This is a genomic window from Streptomyces sp. NBC_01363, assembly GCF_026340595.1.
Classification (GTDB): Bacteria; Actinomycetota; Actinomycetes; order Streptomycetales; family Streptomycetaceae; genus Streptomyces.
The window spans coordinates 1,749,680-1,771,726 of record NZ_JAPEPF010000001.1 but is presented as its reverse complement, the minus strand read 5'-3'; the positions used below and the strand labels follow the sequence as shown (position 1 = coordinate 1,771,726).

18 protein-coding genes are annotated in these 22,047 nt (G+C 71.1%); 8 read left to right on the top strand and 10 right to left on the bottom strand.

Annotation, left to right across the window (positions count from 1 at the left end; genetic code table 11):
- Positions 1-126 precede the first annotated feature (126 nt).
- Positions 127-1,587 carry a VWA domain-containing protein gene (locus tag OG611_RS08330; protein ID WP_266417034.1) on the top strand — a complete coding sequence of 487 codons (1,461 nt, stop codon included), beginning with the start codon at positions 127-129 and terminating at the stop codon, positions 1,585-1,587.
- Here OG611_RS08330 and OG611_RS08325 read toward each other — a convergent pair.
- The gene (locus OG611_RS08325; RefSeq protein WP_266417032.1) at positions 1,521-2,732 is read right to left on the bottom strand and encodes a cell wall metabolism sensor histidine kinase WalK; all 1,212 of its coding nucleotides are present in this window, start codon (positions 2,730-2,732) and stop codon (positions 1,521-1,523) included. The genes OG611_RS08330 and OG611_RS08325 overlap by 67 nt on opposite strands.
- Complete coding sequence (locus tag OG611_RS08320) at positions 2,729-3,382, bottom strand: response regulator transcription factor (RefSeq protein ID WP_164495293.1); 654 nt, start codon at positions 3,380-3,382, stop codon at positions 2,729-2,731. The genes OG611_RS08325 and OG611_RS08320 overlap by 4 nt, the downstream gene beginning before the upstream one ends.
- Before the next feature lie 148 nt (positions 3,383-3,530).
- On the opposite strand from OG611_RS08320, the gene metG reads away from it, so the two are divergent.
- The gene (metG, locus tag OG611_RS08315; protein WP_266417029.1) at positions 3,531-5,144 is read left to right on the top strand and encodes a methionine--tRNA ligase; all 1,614 of its coding nucleotides are present in this window, start codon (positions 3,531-3,533) and stop codon (positions 5,142-5,144) included.
- A gap of 178 nt (positions 5,145-5,322) precedes the next feature.
- Here the strand turns inward: metG and OG611_RS08310 are convergent, their stop codons facing one another.
- The 4 genes from OG611_RS08310 to OG611_RS08295 form a co-directional block, all read right to left on the bottom strand.
- Positions 5,323-6,150 (bottom strand): L,D-transpeptidase family protein, encoded by an 828-nt coding sequence (locus OG611_RS08310; RefSeq protein ID WP_266417026.1) that lies wholly within the window; start codon positions 6,148-6,150, stop codon positions 5,323-5,325.
- A gap of 330 nt (positions 6,151-6,480) precedes the next feature.
- Entirely contained in the window at positions 6,481-6,975 is a 495-nt protein-coding gene (locus OG611_RS08305) for a hypothetical protein (protein WP_266417024.1), read from the bottom strand.
- Positions 6,972-8,510 carry a HAMP domain-containing sensor histidine kinase gene (locus OG611_RS08300; RefSeq protein WP_266417022.1) on the bottom strand — a complete coding sequence of 513 codons (1,539 nt, stop codon included), beginning with the start codon at positions 8,508-8,510 and terminating at the stop codon, positions 6,972-6,974. Before OG611_RS08300 ends, OG611_RS08305 begins: the two co-directional genes overlap by 4 nt.
- Positions 8,511-8,527: 17 nt before the next feature.
- Positions 8,528-9,223: a response regulator transcription factor gene (locus tag OG611_RS08295; protein WP_266417019.1), complete on the bottom strand. Its 696-nt coding sequence runs from the start codon at positions 9,221-9,223 to the stop codon at positions 8,528-8,530.
- 135 nt (positions 9,224-9,358) lie between these two features.
- On the opposite strand from OG611_RS08295, the gene OG611_RS08290 reads away from it, so the two are divergent.
- Genes OG611_RS08290 through OG611_RS08275 form a run of 4 tightly spaced genes read left to right on the top strand, consistent with a single transcriptional unit; the run spans position 9,359 to position 13,087 of the window.
- Positions 9,359-10,036: a hypothetical protein gene (locus tag OG611_RS08290; protein ID WP_266417017.1), complete on the top strand. Its 678-nt coding sequence runs from the start codon at positions 9,359-9,361 to the stop codon at positions 10,034-10,036.
- Positions 10,033-11,109 (top strand): peptidoglycan-binding domain-containing protein, encoded by a 1,077-nt coding sequence (locus OG611_RS08285; protein WP_266417016.1) that lies wholly within the window; start codon positions 10,033-10,035, stop codon positions 11,107-11,109. Before OG611_RS08290 ends, OG611_RS08285 begins: the two co-directional genes overlap by 4 nt.
- Positions 11,106-11,897: an ABC transporter ATP-binding protein gene (locus OG611_RS08280; RefSeq protein WP_266417015.1), complete on the top strand. Its 792-nt coding sequence runs from the start codon at positions 11,106-11,108 to the stop codon at positions 11,895-11,897. The genes OG611_RS08285 and OG611_RS08280 overlap by 4 nt, the downstream gene beginning before the upstream one ends.
- Positions 11,894-13,087 carry an ABC transporter permease gene (locus OG611_RS08275; RefSeq protein ID WP_266417014.1) on the top strand — a complete coding sequence of 398 codons (1,194 nt, stop codon included), beginning with the start codon at positions 11,894-11,896 and terminating at the stop codon, positions 13,085-13,087. The genes OG611_RS08280 and OG611_RS08275 overlap by 4 nt, the downstream gene beginning before the upstream one ends.
- Before the next feature lie 82 nt (positions 13,088-13,169).
- On the opposite strand, the gene aspS is transcribed toward OG611_RS08275, so the two are convergent.
- Positions 13,170-14,987: an aspartate--tRNA ligase gene (gene aspS, locus OG611_RS08270; protein WP_266417013.1), complete on the bottom strand. Its 1,818-nt coding sequence runs from the start codon at positions 14,985-14,987 to the stop codon at positions 13,170-13,172.
- 162 nt (positions 14,988-15,149) lie between these two features.
- Here aspS and OG611_RS08265 point away from each other — a divergent pair, with 162 nt between their 5' ends.
- The gene (locus OG611_RS08265) at positions 15,150-17,252 is read left to right on the top strand and encodes a SpoIIE family protein phosphatase (protein WP_266417011.1); all 2,103 of its coding nucleotides are present in this window, start codon (positions 15,150-15,152) and stop codon (positions 17,250-17,252) included.
- A gap of 26 nt (positions 17,253-17,278) precedes the next feature.
- Here OG611_RS08265 and OG611_RS08260 read toward each other — a convergent pair whose 3' ends face one another.
- From OG611_RS08260 to OG611_RS08250, 3 genes are all read right to left on the bottom strand, one after another.
- Positions 17,279-18,364 (bottom strand): AI-2E family transporter, encoded by a 1,086-nt coding sequence (locus OG611_RS08260; protein ID WP_266417010.1) that lies wholly within the window; start codon positions 18,362-18,364, stop codon positions 17,279-17,281.
- Between the two features lie 84 nt (positions 18,365-18,448).
- Positions 18,449-19,405, bottom strand: coding sequence for a pirin family protein (locus tag OG611_RS08255; RefSeq protein ID WP_266417008.1), 957 nt, complete (start codon positions 19,403-19,405; stop codon positions 18,449-18,451).
- Between the two features lie 141 nt (positions 19,406-19,546).
- Positions 19,547-19,987, bottom strand: coding sequence for an SseB family protein (locus OG611_RS08250; protein ID WP_072487501.1), 441 nt, complete (start codon positions 19,985-19,987; stop codon positions 19,547-19,549).
- Positions 19,988-20,159: 172 nt separating this feature from the next.
- On the opposite strand from OG611_RS08250, the gene OG611_RS08245 reads away from it, so the two are divergent.
- Positions 20,160-21,986: an acyl-CoA dehydrogenase gene (locus tag OG611_RS08245; RefSeq protein ID WP_266417004.1), complete on the top strand. Its 1,827-nt coding sequence runs from the start codon at positions 20,160-20,162 to the stop codon at positions 21,984-21,986.
- Positions 21,987-22,047: the final 61 nt, after the last annotated feature.

The window sequence follows — 22,047 nt, the reverse complement described above, 5'->3', positions numbered from 1 at the left end:
ACACGGGCGGGCCGCGCCACCGAAGGGCCGGATCCGGCCGCTAACCTTACGTATCCGCCCTGGCCAGGGATCAATTCCCGCAGGTCGGACATTTCTCGCACCCAACTCACGCGAAAGGCCTCGCCCATGGGCATTCGGAGCTTGCTGCGCAAGGTGTTCGGCCGCGACCGCGCGGAGCAGGACGCGTCGACGGCCACGGTCCCGCCCCAGACCGAACGCACCGCGCCCGCGGATTCGGAGCCGGTCACGGCGACGGAGACGGTGACGGCGGACGAGCCGGCCGCGGAGCCCGCCCCGGTGCTCGAAACCGCCCCGGCCACCAGGGCTCCGGTACCGGCCCCCGCCTCTCCCCGGTCCGTCGACGACAGCGGTCTGGCCTCGGACCTGGTGGCAGCCGCCTTCGACAAGGCGTCCCTCCCCACGATCCCGTCGCAGGGCTCGGCCCCGAAGCCGGAGTCGGCGGAGACCGTCAAGGCCGCGGAGACGGAGCCGGAGGTCGTCGAGACTGCGGAGCCGAAGGCCGCGGAGACGGAGCCGGAGCCGAAGGCCGCGGAGGTCGTCGAGGCTCCCGCCGGGGTGAAGGCTCCCGCCGAGGCCGAGCCGGCCGTCGCGGAGACGGAGCCGGAGACGGAGCCGGTGGCCAAGGACGAGCCCGTGGCCGCTGAGGCCGAGCCGGAACCGGAGCCGGTAAAGGCCGAGGAGGAGGTCGAGGCCCCCGCCGAACCCGAGGCGCAGGCCGAACCCGCGCCCGAGCCCACCCCCGAGCCGGAGCCGGTAAAGGCCGAGGAGGAGGTCGAGGCCCCCGCCGAACCCGAGGCGCAGGCCGAACCCGCGCCCGAGCCCACCCCCGAGGCGGCCCCGGCCCCGGCGTCCACCCCCGCCACCGCCCCCACCTCCAAGCCCGCGCTCACCCTTGCCAAGGTCAAGTCGCGTGCTCCCGGGCTCGTCGACTCGTACAAGGCTGCCCAGGCCGGGCTGAAGGCGCACGGGCTGACCGGGCTGCGCGCCACCGTCTACCTGGTCCTCGACCGCTCCGGCTCCATGCGGCCGTTCTACAAGGACGGCAGCGCCCAGCACCTGGGCGACCGCACCGTGGCACTCGCCGCGCACCTGGACGAGAACGCGTCCGTCCCCGTCGTCTTCTTCTCGACGGACATCGACGGCACCGGCACGGTCGGCCTCGCCGACCACGAGGGCCGGATCGACGAGCTGAACGCGGGCCTCGGCCGCCTCGGCCGTACGAACTACCAGTGCGCCGTCGAAGAGGTCGTCGCGCACTACGAGAAGTCGGAGGCGACCGGCCCCGCCCTGGTGATCTTCCAGACGGACGGCCCGCCGGACGCCAAGCAGGCCGCCAAGCAGGCGCTGGCCGACGCGGCGCGGCTGCCGCTGTTCTTCCAGTTCGTCGCGTTCGGCGACGAAGACGCCAAGGGCTTCGACTTCCTGCGCAAGCTGGACGCCCCGAACGCTGGGTTCTTCCACGCGGGCCCCGCGCCCCGGGAGGTCGCGGACACCACGTTCTACCGCGAGGTCCTCGCCGCGCTCCCCGCGTGGATCGCGGCCCGCGACACCGCGGCCGACGCCTGATCCACCGGCAGACGTACGGTCACGGCGAGCCCGCCCCCGGGGCCCGGCACCGCCGTGACCGTACCGCCGTGCGCGACGGCGATGGAGCGCACGATCGAGAGGCCGAGCCCCGACCCGCGCCCCATCCGGTCCTTGCCCTCGCCCCGCCGGAACGGCTCGAACAGCCCGGGGATGTCCGCCGCGTCCACCACGGGGCCGGTGTTGCGCACCTCCAGCAGCGCCCCGCCACCGGCCGTCACCAGTGACACGTCCACCGTCCCGTCCGGCACGTTGTACGTGACGGCGTTGGCCAGCAGATTCGCCACCACCTGCGCGAGCAGCATCCGGTTCCCCCGCACCGTGCAGAAGTGCGTATCGGCCCGCACGCCCGGGTGCCGGGCCGCCTCCTCCGCCACCACCTGCGCGAGATCCACCGTCTCCCGCTCGCCCTCCGCGAGCCCGCGCTCACTGCGCGCCAGGACCAGCAGCCCCTCTATGAGCCGCTCGCTGCGCCGGTTGTTGTCCAGGAGCGTCTGCCGGGTCCGTACGAGATCCTCCGGGGTCGGGTCGTCCAGACCGATCTGGATCGCGGCCCGCTGGGTGGCGAGCGGGGTCCGCAGCTCGTGGGAGGCGTTGGCGATGAACCGCCGCTGGCTGTCGAACGCCTTCTCCAGCCGGGCCAGCAGCGCGTCGAGCGTGTCGCCGAGCTCCTTCAGCTCGTCGTCGGGGCCGCTGGACGCGATCCGCTCGTGCAGATTGTGCTCGGAGAGCCGGCGCGCCTTCGCGGTCATGGCGTGGACAGGCCGCAGCACCCGCCCCGCGGTCCACCAGCCCACGGCGACCGCGCAGGCCGTCATGACGAGCAGCGAGGCCGCGGACCACACGAGCAGCTGATGCCCGGCCGCGTCGCTGACGTGGTCGGTGAGGTCGTAGACGGTGGGCGGCCCGAGACTCCGCCGGGTGACGAGCGGACCGTTCACCGCGTAGCCGGGCTGGACCACCGCGGCGGTGCGCGCGATGTCACGCGCCTGGGAGTCCGTACCGGCACGGGAGGCCAGGTTGACGGTGACGAGCAGCGCCGTGCCGAGGATCAGGAACACTCCCCCGTACACGAGCGCGATCCGGGTCCGGATCCTGGAGTGCGGCACCTGGGCCGGGCGCCTCACAGGGCGTACCCCACGCCCTGCACCGTACGGATCAGCGCCGGTTCCCCGAGCTTCCCGCGGAGCTTGCTCATGCAGACGCGGACGGCGCCGGTGAACGGATCGGCGTTGGCGTCCCAGGCCCGCTCCAGCAGTTCCTCGGCGCTGACGGTCCCGCCGTCGGCCTCCAGCAGCAGCTGGAGCACCGAGAACTCCTTCGGCGAGAGGTCCAGCTCCCGCCCGTCCCGCGAGGCGGTCCGCCGCACGGTGTCGAGCCGGATGCCGTGCCGCTCCAACTGCGGCGGCACGGGGCGGGCACTGCGCCGCCGCAGCGCCCGTACCCGCGACACCAGCTCGGGGAACTCGAAGGGTTTGCCCAGGTAGTCGTCGGCGCCGAGGTCGAGCCCGGCGACCCGGTCCTCCATGGAGCCGGCGGCGGTGAGCATCAGGATCCTGGTCCGGGAACCGGAGGCGACGAGGCCGCGCGCCACGTCGTCGCCGTGCACCCGCGGCAGGTCGCGGTCGAGGACGACGACGTCGTAGTCGTGCAGCCCCAGGTAGGCGAGGGCGGCGTCACCGCTGTACACCGTGTCGACGGCGAAACCGGCCCGCCGCAGTCCGGTCGCGACCAGCTCCGCCAGGATTTCCTCGTCCTCGGCGACCAGTACCCGCATCGTGATGTCCCCTGCCTCGTACACGCGTGTCCACTCCCTCCCAGGATGCGTCTTTGTTACGGGAAGGGATGTTTCGCAAAGGTCTCCATGCCCGTGGCCGGGTTTATCGGTGTGAGTTGATCTCCCGCAGGCCGTTAGGATTTCGACCATGGCGGCCACTGGATCCGAGAAGCAAGGGGGCGACGGCGTGAAGAGTTTCTACGTATCGACCCCCATCTACTACGTCAACGACGCTCCTCACCTGGGCCACGCCTACACGACCGTCGCAGGCGACGTGCTCACGCGCTGGCACCGCCAGCGCGGCGAGAAGGTGTGGTACCTCACCGGCACGGACGAGCACGGTCAGAAGATCATGCGCACTGCCGAGGCGAACGACGTCACGCCCCAGGAGTGGTGCGACAAGCTCGTCGAGGAGGCATGGAAGCCCCTCTGGGAGCACCTGAACATCGCGAACGACGACTTCATCCGTACGACGGAGAAGCGCCACACCGACCGGGTGCAGGAGTTCGTGCAGGACCTGTACGACAAGGGTGAGATCTACAAGGGCGGCTACGAGGGCCCCTACTGCGTGGGCTGCGAGGAGTACAAGCTCCCCGGCGACCTCGTGGAGGACGAGAACGGCGTCAAGCTGTGCCCGATCCACAAGAAGCCGGTGGAGATCCTCAAGGAGGAGAACTACTTCTTCAAGCTGAGCGCCTACGGCCCGAAGCTGATGGAGTTCTACGCGAACAACCCGGGCTTCATCCAGCCCGAGTCCGCCCGCAACGAGGTCGTGAACTTCGTCAAGCAGGGCCTCCAGGACCTCTCCATCTCCCGCTCGACCTTCGACTGGGGCGTCCCGGTGCCGTGGGACGAGAAGCACGTCATCTACGTGTGGGTCGACGCCCTGCTGAACTACGCCACGGCGGTCGGCTACGGCGCCAACCAGGAGAAGTTCGACGGCACCTTCCCCGCGAACGTGCACCTGGTGGGCAAGGACATCCTCCGCTTCCACGCGGTGATCTGGCCCGCGATGCTGATGGCGCAGGGTCTGCCGCTGCCGGGCCGGGTCGCGGCCAACGGCTGGCTGATGGTCGGCGGCGAGAAGATGTCGAAGTCGAACCTGACGGGCATCAAGCCGCAGGACCTGACCTCGCACTTCGGCGTGGACGCGTACCGCTGGTACTTCCTGCGCGCCATCGCGTTCGGCAGCGACGGCTCGTTCTCCTGGGAGGACTTCTCCGCCCGCTACACCTCCGAGCTCGCCAACGACTACGGCAACCTCGCCTCGCGCGTCGCGGCCATGGTCGGCAAGTACTTCGGCGGAGCGCTCCCGGCGGCCACCGCGTCGGGTGACGCCGAGACGGCGGTCCAGGAGGGTCTGGCGAAGGCCGTCGCCACGGCCGACGAGAAGATCGGCGAGGAGCTGGACTTCCAGGCCGGCATCCTGGCGATCTTCGACTTCGTGAAGCAGGTCAACGGCTACATCACGGAGCAGGAGCCCTGGAAGGTCGCCAAGGACACTTCCCCCGAGGGCCAGGCCCGCCTCGCGACGATCCTCTACACGGCCGCCGAGTCGCTGCGCGGTGTCGCGGTCCTGCTGAACGCCGTGATGCCGGAGACCTCGCAGAAGCTGTGGGAGTCACTGGGCGCCGAGGAGTCCCTGGGCGCGCTGGCCGAGCAGCGCGTGCAGGACGCGGGCACCTGGGGCCGGCTCCCGGCGGGCGCGACGGTGACGAAGGGCGCGGTGCTCTTCCCGCGCCTGGAGGAGAAGTCGGCGTAAGCAGCGCTGACACACATACGGCGAAGGGCGGGACCGCGCTGTCGGTCCCGCCCTTCGCCGTGCTGCCGCGTGTGCTCCGTCCCGGGTCAGCGGACTCTCGACCACGGTGATATCACTGCCTCCTACGGAACCCGGCGGGCCTCCAGCGTACGGGCCCGTCTCACGGCCCGTATCCCGTTCACCGCTCCAGTGCCTCCGCGTCCCCCATCACGACGACCGGCTTCTTCGCCGGGTCGAGGGTGCTCAGGAGTTCCCGCATCCGGTCCGGGGGGAGCGAGATGCAGCCCTGGGTCGGGCCGCCGTGGTCGACGTGGATCCAGATGCCGCCGCCGCGCTCCTGGCCGAGCGGACGTTCCGGGTCCAGGGGGGTGACGCCGGGGGTCCGGTTGTAGTCGACGGCGACGACGTAGTCGAAGGACCCTTCGAGCGGCTCCCCGTCGAAGCCCTCGCCGCTCACCGAGAACATCGGATTCCGGTCGTAGGGGAACGCCGTTTCGGGAGGGTCGAACAGACCGCCCGCGTACGTCAGCCCGTAGACCCCGACCGGGGTGCGGAGGTCGCCCTCCCAGTGCTCGTCGGTCCAGCCGTTCAGCGCGTTGTGGGCCGGCCAGCGGGTCGTGACGGGCAGCCAGCCCAGGGCCGGGTTGTCGCGGGTGTAGAGGACCGCGGTGGACAGGCTGGAGTTGTAGGCGTCACCGATGACGACGAAGACCTGTTTGGCGCCCGCCGGAATCGCGGCCCGGGTCTTCGGCCCCAGCGCGGGGATCTCGCGCGGCCGGACGACCGGTGCCTGCGGCGCCGGGGCGGCCCGTCTCCGTGCCCGCTCGGCCGGTGGGCCCGCGACACCGGAGGAGACCGTGGCGCTCGCCCGGACGGCGGGGCTCCGGGGGGCGGAGGTCCCGGGGGTGTCGCCGCAGGCGGTGAGCGCCAGCAGCGCGGCGGCACAGGCACCGACCTGGACGGCGTACGGGGGACGCCGGACGGCCGACGGGCGGGAAACGGACACGGGAACTCCTCAGCATCGGTGGGGTGACGGCAGCACGGGCGAGCTCCCCGTCACGCCTCTTGCCGCCGACCCCAGTTAACGCCGCGCTGCACGAGCGCGAATCCGCACGGGGGCCATACGGCTGTACCGTCCGCCGGACACGCGCGCCGAAGCGGCCCGGAACCGTTTCTTGCGTGTAGGTTCCGGGCCCTTCCTCTCCGTGGGGAAACTAGGTCTGATCACGGGTCAGGGATCGGTGGCGATGCCGGCCGCAGTCGCGTACCGACCCTTGCGCGGCCGGATCTCACGGTTCGTCTCCTCCGTCGTCCCGTGCGGAACCGGTGACCCGCCTCACCCGTCGAGGAACTCCGCGCACCGGTAGGGACCCAGCGCGGCGCCCTCGGAGGGTCGCAGGGTGACCTCGACGTCGTCGGTCCTGACCTTCGGTTCGAGCACGGACTGGGCGCGCGCCAGCGTGCACACCAGCTGGCCCGTGGCCTGGTCGCGTCCCGACTCCCCGTAGAAGCCCTCCAGGCGCACCGTGACCCGGGTGCCCGAACCGGTCACCGAGTAGCCGCCGAGGTGGACGAGGGAGGTGAGCCCGCCGCTCTGCTCGGCGGGTGGCAGCGGCGCGCCGAGCAGCTTCAGCACGCCGTTGAGGTCGTCGACCTTCTTGTCGATCAGGGGCACCGCGCGCAGCCCGTCGGCGGAGGCGTAGTACAGCCGCATGCCGCGCGTCAGCCCGGACGCGGGCTCGCCCGCGCCTATCACCCCGGTCGGCTGGACGCCGCAGCCCATGAGGGCGGTCCCCAGTGCGGCGACCGCGATCCCCTGTCGGAACTTCACTCCGTGTCCTCTCCGGTACGTCGCAGGGGCAGCCGCAGTGTGAACACCGCGCCGCGCCGCGTCCCATCGGCGGCATCCGCCGCGTCCGCCGCATCGGCCACCTCGATCGTGCCGCCGTGCAGCCGGGCGTTCTCCAGTGCGATCGCCATGCCGAGGCCGCTTCCCTGTCCGCTGTCGTCGGCCGCGCCGCGCGTGCGGGCCGTGTCCCCCTTGTAGAACCGGTCGAAGACCCGCTCGCCCGCCTCCGGCGGCAGCCCCGGGCCGTGGTCGGCGACGGACAGGACCACCCACTCGCCGTCCGCCGCGAGGGCCGTCGTGAGGGTCACGGTGACCGGCGGGGCGCCGTGCCGCAGCGCGTTGCCCACCAGATTCGCGACGATCACGTCGATCCGGCGCCGGTCGACCACCGCCCGTACGTCCTCGTCGAGGTCCGTCCGTACCCGGTCCGTCCAGCCGCGCAGCGCCAGCGACGCCCGTACGGTGTCGGCGAGGTCGGTCTCGGCCGCGTTCAGCCGTACCGCCTTGGCGTCGAAGCGGGAGATCTCCATCAGGTCCTCGACCAGCCGGGACAGCCGTGCCGTCTCCGCGCCGACGGTGCGGGCCGCCCGTGCCGCGTCCGGCGGCAGCTGGTCGGCGTCCTCCTCCAGGACCGTCGCCACCATCGTCATCGCCGCGAGGGGCGTGCGCAGTTCGTGCGACACGTCCGCCACGAAGCGGCGCGCCTTCGCCTCCTGCTCGCGCAGATCCGTGTCGGAGGCCTGGAGCGCGTCGGCGGTCTCGTTGAACGTCCGCGCCAGGTCGGCGAGTTCGTCGTGCCCGGTGACGGCGACCCGGGTGCCGAGGTCTCCGGCCGCCAGCTCGCGGGTGGCCCGGCCCAGCTTCCGTACCGGACGCAGGACCGTCCCCGCGGCCAGCAGGGCCAGGACGGCGGCCAGCAGCACCACCGGCGCGATGCCCGCCCGCACGGAGTCCAGCAGGGCGGCCGTGTCGTCGCGCTCGGCCCGCAGATCGGTGATCGCGTAGACCTCGAGACCGGAGGTGCTGCGGTCCCCGTCGGCGTACGTCACGGGCATGCCGACGACCAGATAGGGCTCGCCCCGCCACCGCACCCGCTGGAACTTGGCGTCGTCGCCGGTCATCACGGCGGTGCGCAGCTCGACGGTGATCCGGGACGTGGTGTCGGCGAGCGAGTCGGAGACGGCGGACAGGTCCTGGTAGCGGGCGACCACGATCTTCCCGCCGATGCCCTCCGACACCTTCGCCGCGAACCGGGACAGCGACCGCTGGTCGGGCGGTACGTCGAAGTCGGCGGCCACCGCGCCGACCCGCTCCCGGACGTCGTTCACGGCCGCGTTCTGGGTGCGCTGGAGGACGGCGGTGCGGGCGTCCCGGTAGGCGAGGGCGGTCGCGGTCACCGCGCTGATGAGGGCGACGACGACGAAGGTGACGACGAGCCGGGTGCGCAGCCCGCCGACGAGGCGCCACGAGCGCCTCCGCGGGGCGGCGGCGCGCCGTTCCTTGTCCGCGTGGTTCACAGCGGCGTCCGTACGGTTCACAGCGGCCCGAAGCGGTAGCCGAAGCCCCGCACCGTCTGGACGTAGCGGGGCTTGGCCGGTACGTCCTCCAGCTTGGCCCGCAGCCGGCCGACCGCGGCGTCCACCAGCCGGGAGTCGCCCAGGAAGGTGTGGTCCCAGACGGATTCGAGGAGCTGCTCGCGGCTGAAGACCCGGCAGGGGGAGGCCGACAGCTCCAGCAGCAGCCGCAGCTCGGTGGGCGGCAGCGGGACCGGGACGCCGTGCTTGGTGACGGTCAGTCCGGCGCGGTCGATCACCAGCCCGGCGAGGTCGGCGTCGGCCCCCTGCGCCTGCCCGGACGGTTCCGCGCGCCGCAGCGCGGCCCGGATCCGGGCCTCCAGGACGGGGGCGGTGACGGGCTTGACGACGTAGTCGTCGGCGCCTGCCTCCAGACCGGTCACGATGTCCTGGTCGTCGCCGCGCGCGGTCAGCATGATGACCGGCAGGGTCGCCGAGCGGGCGCGGATGCGGCGGCACACCTCGAAGCCGTCCATGCCGGGCAGCATCAGGTCCAGCACGGCCAGTTCGATCCGGGCGCCCCGCTCCCCGGCCAGCAGGGCGAGGGCCTGCTCGCCGGTGGCGGCGGTGTCCACGCCGTACCCGTGCCGGCGCAGCACGAGCTCCATCCCGTCCCGTACGGACGCGTCGTCCTCGATGAGCAATACATGCGGCATGGGGCCGATTATGGGCACGCCCGGACCATTTCCGTCTGCTGTGCACGGGGGCGAAGGTGCAGGCCGGGGCCATTGTTACGTTCCCATCATGTGGCCATGGACGGGCCATCATCTGCGGCGGCGAGCGTACGGCGCATGACCTTCCTCAGGACGAACCCGCGCACGAATCCCCGCACGAACCCCCGCGCCACCGCCCGGCTGCGCATGGCCGCCCTCGTGGCCCTGCCCGTGCTCGCCCTCTCCGTCGCCTGCGGCGGCGGTGACGACGGCGCGGGCGCGGCGAAGAAGGACGACGCCATCGCCGACGTTCCGGCCGCGCCGACGGCGAAGGACGGGAAGGACGGGAACAAACCGAGCGCCCCGCCCGCGGCCAAGAGCGCCTTCTACGACGCCCAGGTGAAGTACGTCCAGTGCATGCGCGTCAAGGGCGGCTACAAGGACTTCCCCGACCCCACGCTCAGCGGCTACCTCAACTGGGACAAGGTCAATGAGATCGGCTCCCAGCCGGGCCGCAACGAGGGCATCAAGGGCGGCAGGAACGGTGCCTGCGTGGCCGAGCTGCAGGCCGCCATGGCGGCCGAGCCCGAGCGCGACGAGCAGAAGGCCTACGAGTCGATGCTCGCGCACGCCAAGTGCATGCGGGACAACGGCGTCTCCCGGTTCACCAACCCGACCATGAGCGGCGGCAACGCCCAGCCGGGCGGCGACCCGAACCCGGCGTCCCCGGCCATCGACACGGCCTCGCCGACGTACAAGAAGGCCCGCGAGGCGTGCAGGTCGAAGCTGCTCGACGGTCTGGACGGCATGCAGTGAAGCACCGCACCGCACTCCTCGCGCTCGGCGCGGTGGCCGTCGCCGCCGTCACCGGGGGCGTCCTGTTCCTCGGTGACGGCGGCGACGCGGGCGCCTCCGGGAAGGGCGGCGACCTGCCGCCCGCCACCGCGGCCGTCGTACGCACCGACCTCGTGCAGTCCAAGACGGTCGACGGCAGGCTCGACTTCGCGCAGCGCCGAGCCGTCAAGTCCGCCGTCGAGGGCACCGTCACGGTGGCCGCCTCCGAGGGGCGGACGCTGACCATGGGGCAGGCGCTGTACGAGCTGAACGACAAGCCCGTCACCCTCCTCTACGGGCCGGTCCCGATGTTCCGCGAGATGAAGGCCGGCGACCGGGGCAGCGACGTGCTCCAGCTGGAGCGCAATCTGCGTGACCTGGGTTACGGGTCGCGGCTGTACGTCGATGTCCGGTACGACAAGGACACCGAGGCCGCCGTCGAGCAGTGGCAGAAGTCCCTGAACCGCGAAGCCACCGGCAGGGTCGGCAGGGGCGACGTCGTCTTCCAGCCCGGCCCGGTCAAGGTGGTCTCCGCCGACGCGGCGCTCGCCGACCAGGTCGGCCCGGACGGGCCGGTCCTGACGGTCGCCTCCACCAAGCCCGTCGTACGGGCGCAGCTCGACCAGACCGACGGCGCGCTCACCTCGCGGGGCACCAGGGTCGAGGTCACCCTGCCGAGCGGGAAGACCGTGGCCGGCAAGGTCACCGGGACGGTGCGCCCGGAGACGTCCGCGCCCGGGGGCGACGCGGTCGCCGAGGACGGCATCACCGTCGAGGTCGTCCTGGACGGCGGGGCGGGCGCCGCGTCCGGCGAGGACACCAGGGCGTCGGCGAGCGTGAAGTTCGTCAGCGAGGCGCACAAGGGGGTCCTCGCGGTCCCCGTCGAGGCGGTCGTCGCCCTGCGCGGCGAGAACGGCGGCTACGGCCTCCAGGTCGTCGAGGGCGCCACGTCGCGAATGGTGCGGGTGGAGACGGGCATGACCGCCGACGGGCAGATCGAGGTCAGCGGCCCGGACGTGCGCGAGGGCCTGAAGGTCGGAGTGGCGAAGTCATGACGCCGCCCCCGGTGATCGAACTGCGGGACGCCACCAAGTCGTACCCCGGCGGCGTCCACGCCCTGCGCGGAGTGGATCTCACCGTCGAGGAGGGCGAACTGATCGCCGTCGTCGGCCCGTCCGGCTCCGGCAAGTCCACGATGCTCAACATCATGGGCACCCTCGACAAGCCCACCACGGGCACCGTCCGGATCGCCGGATACGACGTGTCCGAGCTCTCCGACTCCCGGCTCTCCGCACTGCGCGCCCGCCACATCGGCTTCGTGTTCCAGCACTTCCACCTGGCGGCGGGCCGCGACGCGGTGGACAACGTCGCCGACGGGCTGCTGTACGCGGGCGTCCCGCTGAAGGAACGGCGTACGCGTGCGCGCGAGGCGCTCGCCAAGGTGCGGCTGGACCACCGCCGCTCGCACACGCCGAACGAGCTGTCCGGCGGCGAGAAGCAGCGCGTGGCCATCGCCCGCGCCCTGGTGGGAGACCCCCGGCTGCTGCTGGCCGACGAACCGACCGGGGCACTGGACACCGCGTCCGGCGAGCTCGTCATGGAGCTGCTGCACGAGCTGAACGCGTCCGGCACCACCATCTGCGTGATCACCCACGACAACGAGATCGCGGACTCGCTGCCGCGCCGGGTCCGCTTCAGGGACGGCGAGATCGTCTCGGACATGCGGTCCGGCGCGCACATCGACTCGCGGTCCGGCACGCGGTCCGGCACGCACGTCGGCGCGCGGTCCGGCATGCAGTCCGGCACGCACTTCGACTCGCGTACGAAAGAGGCCGGTCCATGAAGAACGACCTCAGGCCCGCCCGCCTCTCCCCCCGCGACGTCCTGCGCGTCGGCTCGGTCGGCCTGCGCGCGCGACGAGCGCGTGTGGTGCTCTCGGCGCTCGGCATCGCCATCGGTATCGCGACCATGGTCGCGGTCGTCGGGCTGTCCGAGTCGAGCCGCGCTGACCTGATGGCCCGGCTCGACCGCCTCGGCACCAACCTCCTCACCGCCGAGGCGGGCAAGGACGCCATGGGGCAGGAGATCAAGCTCCCCAAGAACGCGGTCGCGATGGTCGAGCGCGTCGGCCCGGTCCAGCACGCCACGGCCACCGCGGACATCGACGCCCGCATCCGCCGCAGCGACGTGGTCCCCGAGGAGCGCACCGCGGGCGTCACCGCCCAGGCGGTCCGCACCGACCTGCTGTCCGCGCTCGGCGGTGAGGTCGACAAGGGCGCCTGGCTGAACCCGGCCGGCGAACGCCTCCCGACGACGGTCCTCGGCGCGGTGGCCGCGGAACGTCTCGGCGTCACCCGTACCGGCGAGACGATCATGATGAACGACACCCGCGTGGCCGTCGTCGGCATCCTCGAACCGCTCGAACTGTTCCCCAACCTGGACCGGGTGGCCATGGTCGGGTTCCCCGCCGCCGAGCGCTACTTCCACTTCGACGGTCACCCCACCACCATCTTCGAGCGCTCCACGGACGCCTCGGTGGCGGACGTACGGGCGATCCTGGCCCGCACCATCAGCCCCGGCGGGGAGGCGGGCATCAAGGTCTCCCGGCCCTCGGACGCGCTGGCCGCCAAGGCCGCCACCGACAAGGGCCTGACGACCCTGATGCTCGGCCTGGGCGCGGTGGCCCTTCTGGTCGGCGGGGTGGGCGTCGCCAACACCATGGTCATCTCCGTCCTGGAGCGCCGTCAGGAGATCGGCCTGCGCCGCTCGCTGGGCGCGACCCGGGGCGCGATCCGGCTCCAGTTCCTGACCGAGTCGCTGCTGCTGTCGGCGCTGGGCGGGGCGACCGGCGCGCTGCTGGGCGCGGCGACGACGTACGGCTTCGCGCGGGTCCAGGGGTGGACGGCGGTGGTCCCACCCTGGTCCCTGGCGGGCGGCCTGGCCGCCACGCTCCTGATCGGCGTGGTCGCGGGCCTCTACCCGGCGATCCGCGCCTCCCGTCTGCACCCGACGGTGGCCCTGAACGCGACATGAGGCGGCCCCGGACGTGAAACATCCCCCGGCCTGGGGCGGCCGGGGGATGTTTCACGTGGAACCGAAGCGGAACCGGTGACGCTTACTTCGCGCCGGTGTCCCTCGCCACGGAATCCTTGGCGTCCGCCTTTTCCTTCACCGACGCGGCCGGCTTGCGGAGCTGGATGTTCAGCTCGCGCAGGCGGGTCTCGTCCAGCTCCGTCGGAGCGCCCATCATCAGGTCCTGGGCGTTGCCGTTGAGCGGGAAGGCGATCGTCTCGCGGATGTTGGGCTCGTCGGCCAGCAGCATCACGATGCGGTCGACGCCCGGGGCGATGCCGCCGTGCGGCGGGGCGCCGAGGCGGAAGGCGCGGAGCATGCCCGCGAACTCGTGCTCGACGGTCTCGCGGTCGTAACCGGCGATCTCGAAGGCCTTGAGCATCAGCTCGGGCTCGTGGTTGCGGATGGCGCCGGAGGACAGCTCGATGCCGTTGCAGACGATGTCGTACTGCCAGGCGAGGATGTCCAGCGGGTCCTTCTCCTCCAGGTCCTTCAGGCCGCCCTGGGGCATCGAGAAGGGGTTGTGCGAGAAGTCGATCTTGCCGGTGTCCTCGTCCTTCTCGTACATCGGGAAGTCGACGACCCAGCAGAACCGGAAGACGCCCTCCTCGAAGTGGCCGGCGCGCTTGGCGGCCTCGACGCGGACGGCGGACATGATCTTGGAGACCTCGTCGAACTCGCCCGCGCCGAAGAAGACCGCGTGGCCGGGGACGAGGGAGAGACGCTCGGTGAGGGTCTTGATGTCCGTCTCGGTGAGGAACTTGGCGATCGGTCCCGCCAGGGTGCCGTCCTCGCCGACGCGGACCCAGGCCAGGCCCTTGGCGCCGTGCTGGACGGCGTAGTCGCCGAGGCCGTCGAAGAACTTCCGGGACTGGCCCGCGGTGTCCGGGACCGGGAGGGCGCGGACGTGCTTGCCGGCGAACGCCTTGAACTCCGAGTCGGCGAAGACATCGGAGATGTCGACCAGTTCCAGCTTGGCGCGCAGGTCGGGCTTGTCGTTGCCGTACTTCAGCATCGACTCGCGGAACGGGATGCGCGGGAACGGCGAGGTGACGTGGCGGCCGTTGCCGAACTCCTCGAAGAGCTCGGTCATCAGCTTCTCGATCGGCCGGAAGACGTCCTCCTGCTCGACGAACGACATCTCGACGTCGAGCTGGTAGAACTCGCCGGGCGAACGGTCCGCGCGGGCGTCCTCGTCGCGGAAGCACGGCGCGATCTGGAAGTAGCGGTCGAAGCCGGAGATCATCAGCAGCTGCTTGAACTGCTGCGGGGCCTGGGGCAGGGCGTAGAACTTGCCCGGGTTCAGACGGGACGGGACGACGAAGTCACGGGCGCCCTCGGGGGAGGTCGCGGTGAGGATCGGGGTCGCCATCTCGTTGAAGCCGAGGGCCACCATCTTGGCGCGGATGGCGGCGATGACCGCCGAGCGCAGCATGATGTTGCGGTGCATGCGCTCGCGGCGCAGATCGAGGAAGCGGTACTCCAGGCGCCGCTCCTCGTTGACCCCGTCCTCGGCGTTGATCGTGAAGGGCAGCGGGGCGGCCTCGCCCAGCACCTCGACCTCGGTGACCTCGATCTCGATCTCGCCGGTCGGGAGCTCCGGGTTCACGTTGTCGGCGCCGCGCGCGGAGACCTTGCCGTCGATCCGTACGACGGTCTCCTTGGTGAGCTTCGCCAGCGCCTCGTTGCCGGGGGTGCCGGGGCGGGCGACGAGCTGCACCAGACCGTAGTGGTCGCGCAGATCGATGAAGAGGATGCCACCCAGGTCTCGGCGATTGTGCAGCCAGCCGCTCAGTCGGACGTCGGTGCCGACGTCAGAGGCGCGGAGCTCGCCGCAGGTGTGGGACCTGTACCGATGCATCGTCGTTCATCCAGTCTTCGCGGTTCGGGGTGGATTCAGCCACCCCAGGCTACCGCCCGCACCCGCACCGAATCATTGACATTGACATTTCAAGATCATCCGGAGGCCGAAGAGGCCACCCCTCGCTGGCGTTCGCGGAGCAGATCTTCTTAAAGTGGGGCAATGCGCACCGAGGACGTCCTGGCCGCGACCGCGACCGGTCTATGGCGCTGGGACAACGCAGCCGGGACCGTCACGCTCGATGCGGAGGCGGCCCGGCTGCTGGAGCTGCCCGCCGCGGCCGGTGTCTTCCGCGAGTCCGCGGTGCGTTCCCGTTTCCACCCCGTCGACTGGAACGAGATCTACGGAGTGGTGAATCTCGCCCGCGCCGAGGGCACCCTCGCCGAGGCCCGGCTGCGGATCGTCGACGGGAGCGGCCGGGTGCTGCGCACGGTGCGCAGCCGCTCCAAGCCGCTCCCGGTCGAGGTGGCGAGCGGCGCGGACTACGTACTGGTCGGCACCCTTCAGGAAGTCGCCGAACCGCAGCCCGGCACCGCCGGGGCGCACACCCCCATCACCGGGGACTGGCGCCGCTCACGCGAGGCCTTCCTGCTGGACGCGGGCCGTGCGCTGGCCGAGGCCAGGTCGACCGCGGAGGTGCTGCGGGTCGCCGCCTCGCTCTCCATGCCGGGTTTCTCGCCGGACGGCCTGGCGGTCTTCGGCATCGCGGGCGAGCGGCTGACGATCATCGGGCACCACGGACACAGCGTCGGCGACGAGGACCCGTTCACCGACATGTCGCTGGAGACCGACTACCCGGCCGCCGAGGTCGTACGGACGGGGCGGGCGATCTATCTCCCGTCGCCCGAGGACTACGGCCGCCGCTACCCGGTCACCTGGCCGCTCGCCAGCCGTTTCGGGCGCCGGTCCTGGGCCTTCCTGCCGCTGACCGTCGCGGGGCACACCATGGGCGCGTGGATGGCGGGGTTCAAGCACCCGGTGTCGTTCTCGCCGGACGAGCGGTCCGTACTGACGACCGTGGCCCGGATGCTCGCGCAGGCACTGACCCGGGCCGGGGTCGCCGAGACCGAGCGGGAGCTGTCGCTGGGGCTCCAGCGCTCGATGATGCCGACGCTCGGCCCCGACATCCCGGGGATGACCGTCGCCGCCCGCTACATCCCGACCGGCGGCGGGCTCCAGGTCGGCGGCGACTGGTACGACATGATCCCGCTCCCCAACGGCCGCATCGCCCTGGTCATCGGAGACGTCCAGGGCCACGACGTGCGGGCCGCCGGGCTGATGGGCCAGTTGCGGATCGCGCTGCGCGCGTACGCCTCCGAGGGACACCGTCCGGACGCGGTGCTCTCGCGCGCCTCGCGCTTCCTCTCCGGGCTCACCGACGCGTACGAGAACGGGGCGACGACCGGGCCGCGCTTCGCCACCTGCCTGTACGCGGAGGTCGACCCGGAGTCCGGCACGCTCGACATCGCGCGGGCCGGCCACCCCGACCCCGTGGTCACCACCGCCGACGGAACCGCGATGATCCGCCAGACCGAGGGCGGACTGCCGCTCGGCATCGAGGAGGACGCCGACTATCCGACGAGCCGGCTCACCCTGGAGCCCGGAGAAACGATCATGCTCTGTACGGACGGGCTGATCGAGACCGGCGGCCACGACATGTTCTCCGGCTGGGACCGGCTGCGGCCGGTCCTGGAGCAGCACACGAGCGACCTGGAGAAGCTCGCCGACGCCCTCGTGCAGGCGGTGCACGGGCCGACCTCGCACTACACGACGGGCCCGCTGGCGGACCGCCGGGAGGACGACATCGCGCTGCTCCTGCTCCGGTGCGACGGGGGAACCCGGAAACAGCCGGCGCCGCGGCGCACCGCCCTGACCATCGCGCAGGCCCAGCCGGAGCGGATCGCGGCGGCCCGGCAGCAGCTGCGGGACCTGCTGCACGACTGGGCGGATCCGGAGCAGGTCGACGCGGCGGTGCTGATGATCTCCGAGATGGCCACCAATGTCCTCGTCCACACGGACGGGGACGCGCTGATGCTCGCGCAGGCGACGGGGGAGCACGGCGAGCGGCGGCTGCGCGTGGAGGTGTCCGACGGCAGCGACGAACTGCCGCACAAGCGGCGTCCCGGGGAGATGGCCTCCAGCGGCCGGGGGCTGGTGCTGATGGAGATGCTCGCCGACGCGTGGGGAGTGGATCCGCAGGGGGCCGGGAAGTCGATCTGGTTCGAGCTGTACGAGTCGGGGCCGGAGGCCGGAGCGGGGAGCTGAGCCGGGGCGGGGAGCTGAGCCGGGCCTCAGGACCCGGACGCGCCGCCCGCCGGTTCGCCCCCGGACGGCGGCACCGGACGATCTCCGCGCAGTTCGCCGAGGATGCCGAAGGCCGCCGCGCAGACCGGGACCGCGAGCAGCATGCCCAGCAGGCCGGCCACGCTGGCGCCCGCGGTGATCGCGATCATGATCATGGCGGGGTGCATCTGCACCGTACGGCTCTGGATCACCGGCTGCAGGACATGGCCCTCCAGCACCTGCACGGCGAGCACGACCCCCAGCGCCCAGAGCGCGATCACGAACCCCCGGTCGGCGAGTGCGACCAGGACCGCGACGGCGCCCGAGATGAAGGCCCCGAGGTACGGGATGTAGGCACCGACGAAGACCAGCGCCCCGAGCCCCACCGCGCCGGGAACGCGCAGGATCAGCAGCCCGATGGTGATGCAGAGGGCGTCGATCAGTGCGATGAACGTGGTGCCCCGCATGAAGCCCTCGACGGCCTCGAAGGCCCGCCGCCCCATCGCCTCGACCAGCTCCCCGGTCCCGCGCGGGGCGACCGAGTGGGCGAGCTGCGCGGCCCGGTCGGAGTCGCGCAGGAAGAAGAAGGTCAGCAGGAGGGCGAGGACGCTGGTGGCGATGAGCGAGCCGACCAGGCTGAGCCCGGAGAGCAGCCCGCCCGCGGCGCTCGCGCCGAACTTCTCGACGAGCTTCTGGGCGTTGGCCACCAGGTCGTCCACACTGGTGTTCTTGCCGATCCCGAAGTGGTCGACGACCCACTGCGCGGTGTCCTTCAGCGACCGGACGATCTGGTCACCGGTGTCGACGAGCGCGGTGACGACGATGTACCCGGCGCCGCCGACCACCGCGACGAGCAGTACACAGGTGAGCGCCGCGGCGAGCGAGCGCTTCAGTCCGCGGGCGGTCAGCCAGCGGTGCACCGGACCGAGCAGCGCCGTACCGAGCAGCGCGAGCAGTACGGGAGTGACCGCGGTCTTGAAGATGACGCACAGCCAGATGGCGACTGCGGCGACCCCGGTGACGAGGAGGACCACGCCGCACCACGCGGCTGTGCGCCGCGCGGCATCGGGCAGGAGGGGATTTTGGTTCTGCACCCTCCCACCCAATCACGGCGCGGGTGCGATGTCCCGCTTGTGGGGCTCTATGAATGACGGACTGTCACACTACGACTGCGGGTGTCACATTCCGTGAACCGCGGGCACGGTGCCGAGGCGGCCGGCCTGGAAGTCCTCGAATGCCTGCTTCAGTTCGGCCTGGCTGTTCATCACGAACGGCCCGTAGTGCGCCATCGGCTCACGGATCGGACGGCCGCCGAGCAGCACGACCTCCAGGTCCGGGGCGTTGCCGTCCTGCTTCTCGTCCGCGCGGACGGTCAGCGCGGAACCGGCGCCGAAGACCGCGGTCTGCCCCATGTGGACGGGGCGGCGCTCCGTGCCGACGGTGCCGCGGCCGGCCAGCACGTACGCGAGTCCGTTGAAGTCCTCGCGCCACGGCAGGGTCACCTCGGCGCCGGGGCGCACGGTGGCGTGGATCATCGTGATCGGGGTGTGGGTGACGCCGGGGCCCTCGTGCCCGTCGAGCTCACCGGCGATGACGCGGAGCAGTGCGCCGCCGTCCGGGGAGGCGAGGAGCTGGACCTGGCCGCCGCGGATGTCCTGGTAGCGGGGGGCCATCATCTTGTCGGCCTTGGGCAGGTTGACCCAGAGCTGGAGGCCGTGGAAGAGGCCGCCCGACATCACGAGGGACTCCGGCGGGGCCTCGATGTGCAGAAGACCGGAACCGGCGGTCATCCACTGGGTGTCGCCGTTCCGGATGGTGCCGCCGCCGCCGTTGGAGTCCTGGTGGACGAAGGTTCCGTCGATCAGGTACGTGACGGTCTCGAAGCCGCGGTGCGGGTGCCAGGGGGTGCCCTTCGGCTCACCGGCCGCGTACTCCACCTCGCCCATCTGGTCCATCATGATGAACGGGTCGAGGTGCTTGTAGTTGATACCGGCGAACGCCCGGCGAACCGGGAAGCCCTCGCCCTCGAATCCGCTCGGCGCCGTGGTGACGGCGAGCACGGGACGGTCCGCTGCGTCGCCCGGGGCGGCGACCTTGGGCAGGGTCAGCGGATTTTCGACAGTCACTGCGGGCATGGGAGCCACCTCCGGGATCGTTCTCCCTTCAACTTAGTTGAATGGTGAACATCTCGCAAGGGGTCATCCATTCCCTCAACCGTCCGGAGCAACAGAAGGGGCCCGCACCGAGCGGTGCGGGCCCCTTCGAAGGATCGGATCTCAGCCGTACATGCGGCGCATCGCGAAGTCGACCATCTGCTCCACGGCCTTCGCGTCGAAGACCATGCGGTGCTCGCCCTCCATGTCGAGGACGAAGCCGTAGCCGGTCGGCAGCAGGTCGATCACCTCCGCCCCGGTGATCACGAAGTACTTGGACTCCTTGCCCGCGTACAGCCGCAACTCCTTGAGCGTGGTGAACATCGGGATCACCGGCTGCTGGGTGTTGTGCAGCGCCAGGAACCCGGGGTTGTCACCGCGCGGACAGTAGACCTTCGACGTCGCGAAGATCTGCTGGAAATCCTCGGCGGACAGCGAGCCGGTGGTGAAGGCCCGTACCGCGTCGCCCAGGGACGGCGGCGAGGGTTCGGGATACAGCGGCTGCTCGCCGTAGCCGCCACCCATCTGCTGCTGTGCACCCGGGTTCTGGTCGTAGCCGTACATAGCGCAAAGAGTAATCGGACACATCGGGGCCTTGAGGGGTTGCGTCTTATTACTGACGGGTAGCATCATCGGAGAGGTCAGCTGATATACGCACCGCCAGCTCGTCGCCCGCCCGGCCCACACCCCGTCCCGGGGCGCTGCGCGCCACTGCTATTGATTACGGAGCCTTCCCATGGGGCACTACAAGTCGAATCTCCGCGACATCGAGTTCAACCTCTTCGAGGTCCTCGGGCGCGACAAGACGTACGGCACCGGCCCGTTCGCCGAGATGGACGTCGAGACGGCGAAGAGCATCCTCGACGAGGTCAACCGCCTCGCGGAGAACGAGCTGGCCGTCTCCTTCGCCGACGCCGACCGCAACCCGCCGGTCTTCGACCCGGAGACCAACACCGCGCCGGTCCCGGCGACCTTCAAGAAGTCGTACCAGGCGTTCATGGACTCCGAGTACTGGCGCCTCGGCCTGCCCGAGGAGATCGGCGGCACCACCTCGCCGCGCTCCCTGATCTGGGGCTACGCGGAGCTGCTGCTCGGCTCGAACCCGGCCGTGTGGATGTACTCCTCCGGCCCGGCGTTCGCCGGCATCCTCTTCGAGGAGGGCAACGAGGCGCAGAAGAAGATCGCCGGGATCGCCGTCGAGAAGCAGTGGGGCTCGACGATGGTGCTGACCGAGCCGGACGCCGGTTCCGACGTCGGCGCGGGCCGCACGAAGGCCGTCGAGCAGGAGGACGGCTCCTGGCACATCGAGGGTGTGAAGCGCTTCATCACCTCGGGCGAGCACGACATGTCCGAGAACATCATCCATTACGTGCTGGCCCGCCCCGAGGGCGCCGGCCCCGGCACGAAGGGCCTCTCGCTCTTCATGGTCCCGAAGTTCCACTTCGACTGGACCACCGGCGAGCTGGGCGAGCGCAACGGCGTGTACGCGACGAACGTCGAGCACAAGATGGGCCTCAAGGCCTCCAACACCTGCGAGATGACCTTCGGCGACCAGCACCCCGCCAAGGGCTGGCTGATCGGCGACAAGCACGACGGCATCCGCCAGATGTTCCGCATCATCGAGTTCGCCCGCATGATGGTCGGCACGAAGGCCATCGCCACCCTGTCGACCGGCTACCTGAACGCGCTGGAGTACGCCAAGGAGCGCGTCCAGGGCACCGACCTGTCGCAGTTCATGGACAAGACCGCCCCCAAGGTCACCATCACGCACCACCCCGACGTGCGCCGCTCCCTCATGACGCAGAAGGCGTACGCGGAGGGCATGCGCTCCCTGGTGCTGTACACCGCCACCGTCCAGGACGCGATCCAGGAGAAGGAGGCCGCGGGCGAGGACGCGAAGGCGCTGCACGGCCTCAACGACCTGCTGCTCCCGATCGTGAAGGGCTACGGCTCCGAGAAGTCCTACGAGCAGCTGGCGCAGTCGCTCCAGACCTTCGGCGGCTCCGGGTACCTCCAGGAGTACCCGATCGAGCAGTACATCCGTGACGCCAAGATCGACACGCTGTACGAGGGCACGACGGCGATCCAGGGCCAGGACTTCTTCTTCCGGAAGATCGTCCGTGACCAGGGCGCCTCGCTGAACGCCCTCTCCGAGGAGATCAAGAAGTTCCTCGCCGGCGCCCAGGGCAACGAGGAGCTGGCCGGCGCGCTGGACTCGCTCGCCAAGGCGGCCGTGGACCTGGAGGCGATCGTCGGCACGATGATCACCGACCTGACCGCGACCGGCGAGGACGTCAAGAACATCTACAAGGTGGGCCTCAACACCACCCGCCTGCTGATGGCCTCCGGCGACGTCGTCGTCGGCTACCTGCTCCTCAAGGGCGCGGCCGTCGCGGCCGAGAAGCTGCGGGACGCCTCCGCGAAGGACGTCGCCTTCTACCAGGGCAAGATCGCCGCCGCGAAGTTCTTCGCCGCGAACGTCCTGCCGGGCGTCTCGGCCGAGCGCGCGCTCGCCGAGTCCGTCGACAACTCGCTGATGGAGCTGGACGAGGCCGCGTTCTAGCCTCCGCCCGAGACTCGTCAACAGCACCGTCACCCGAACACGCTTTCGGGTGACGGTGCTG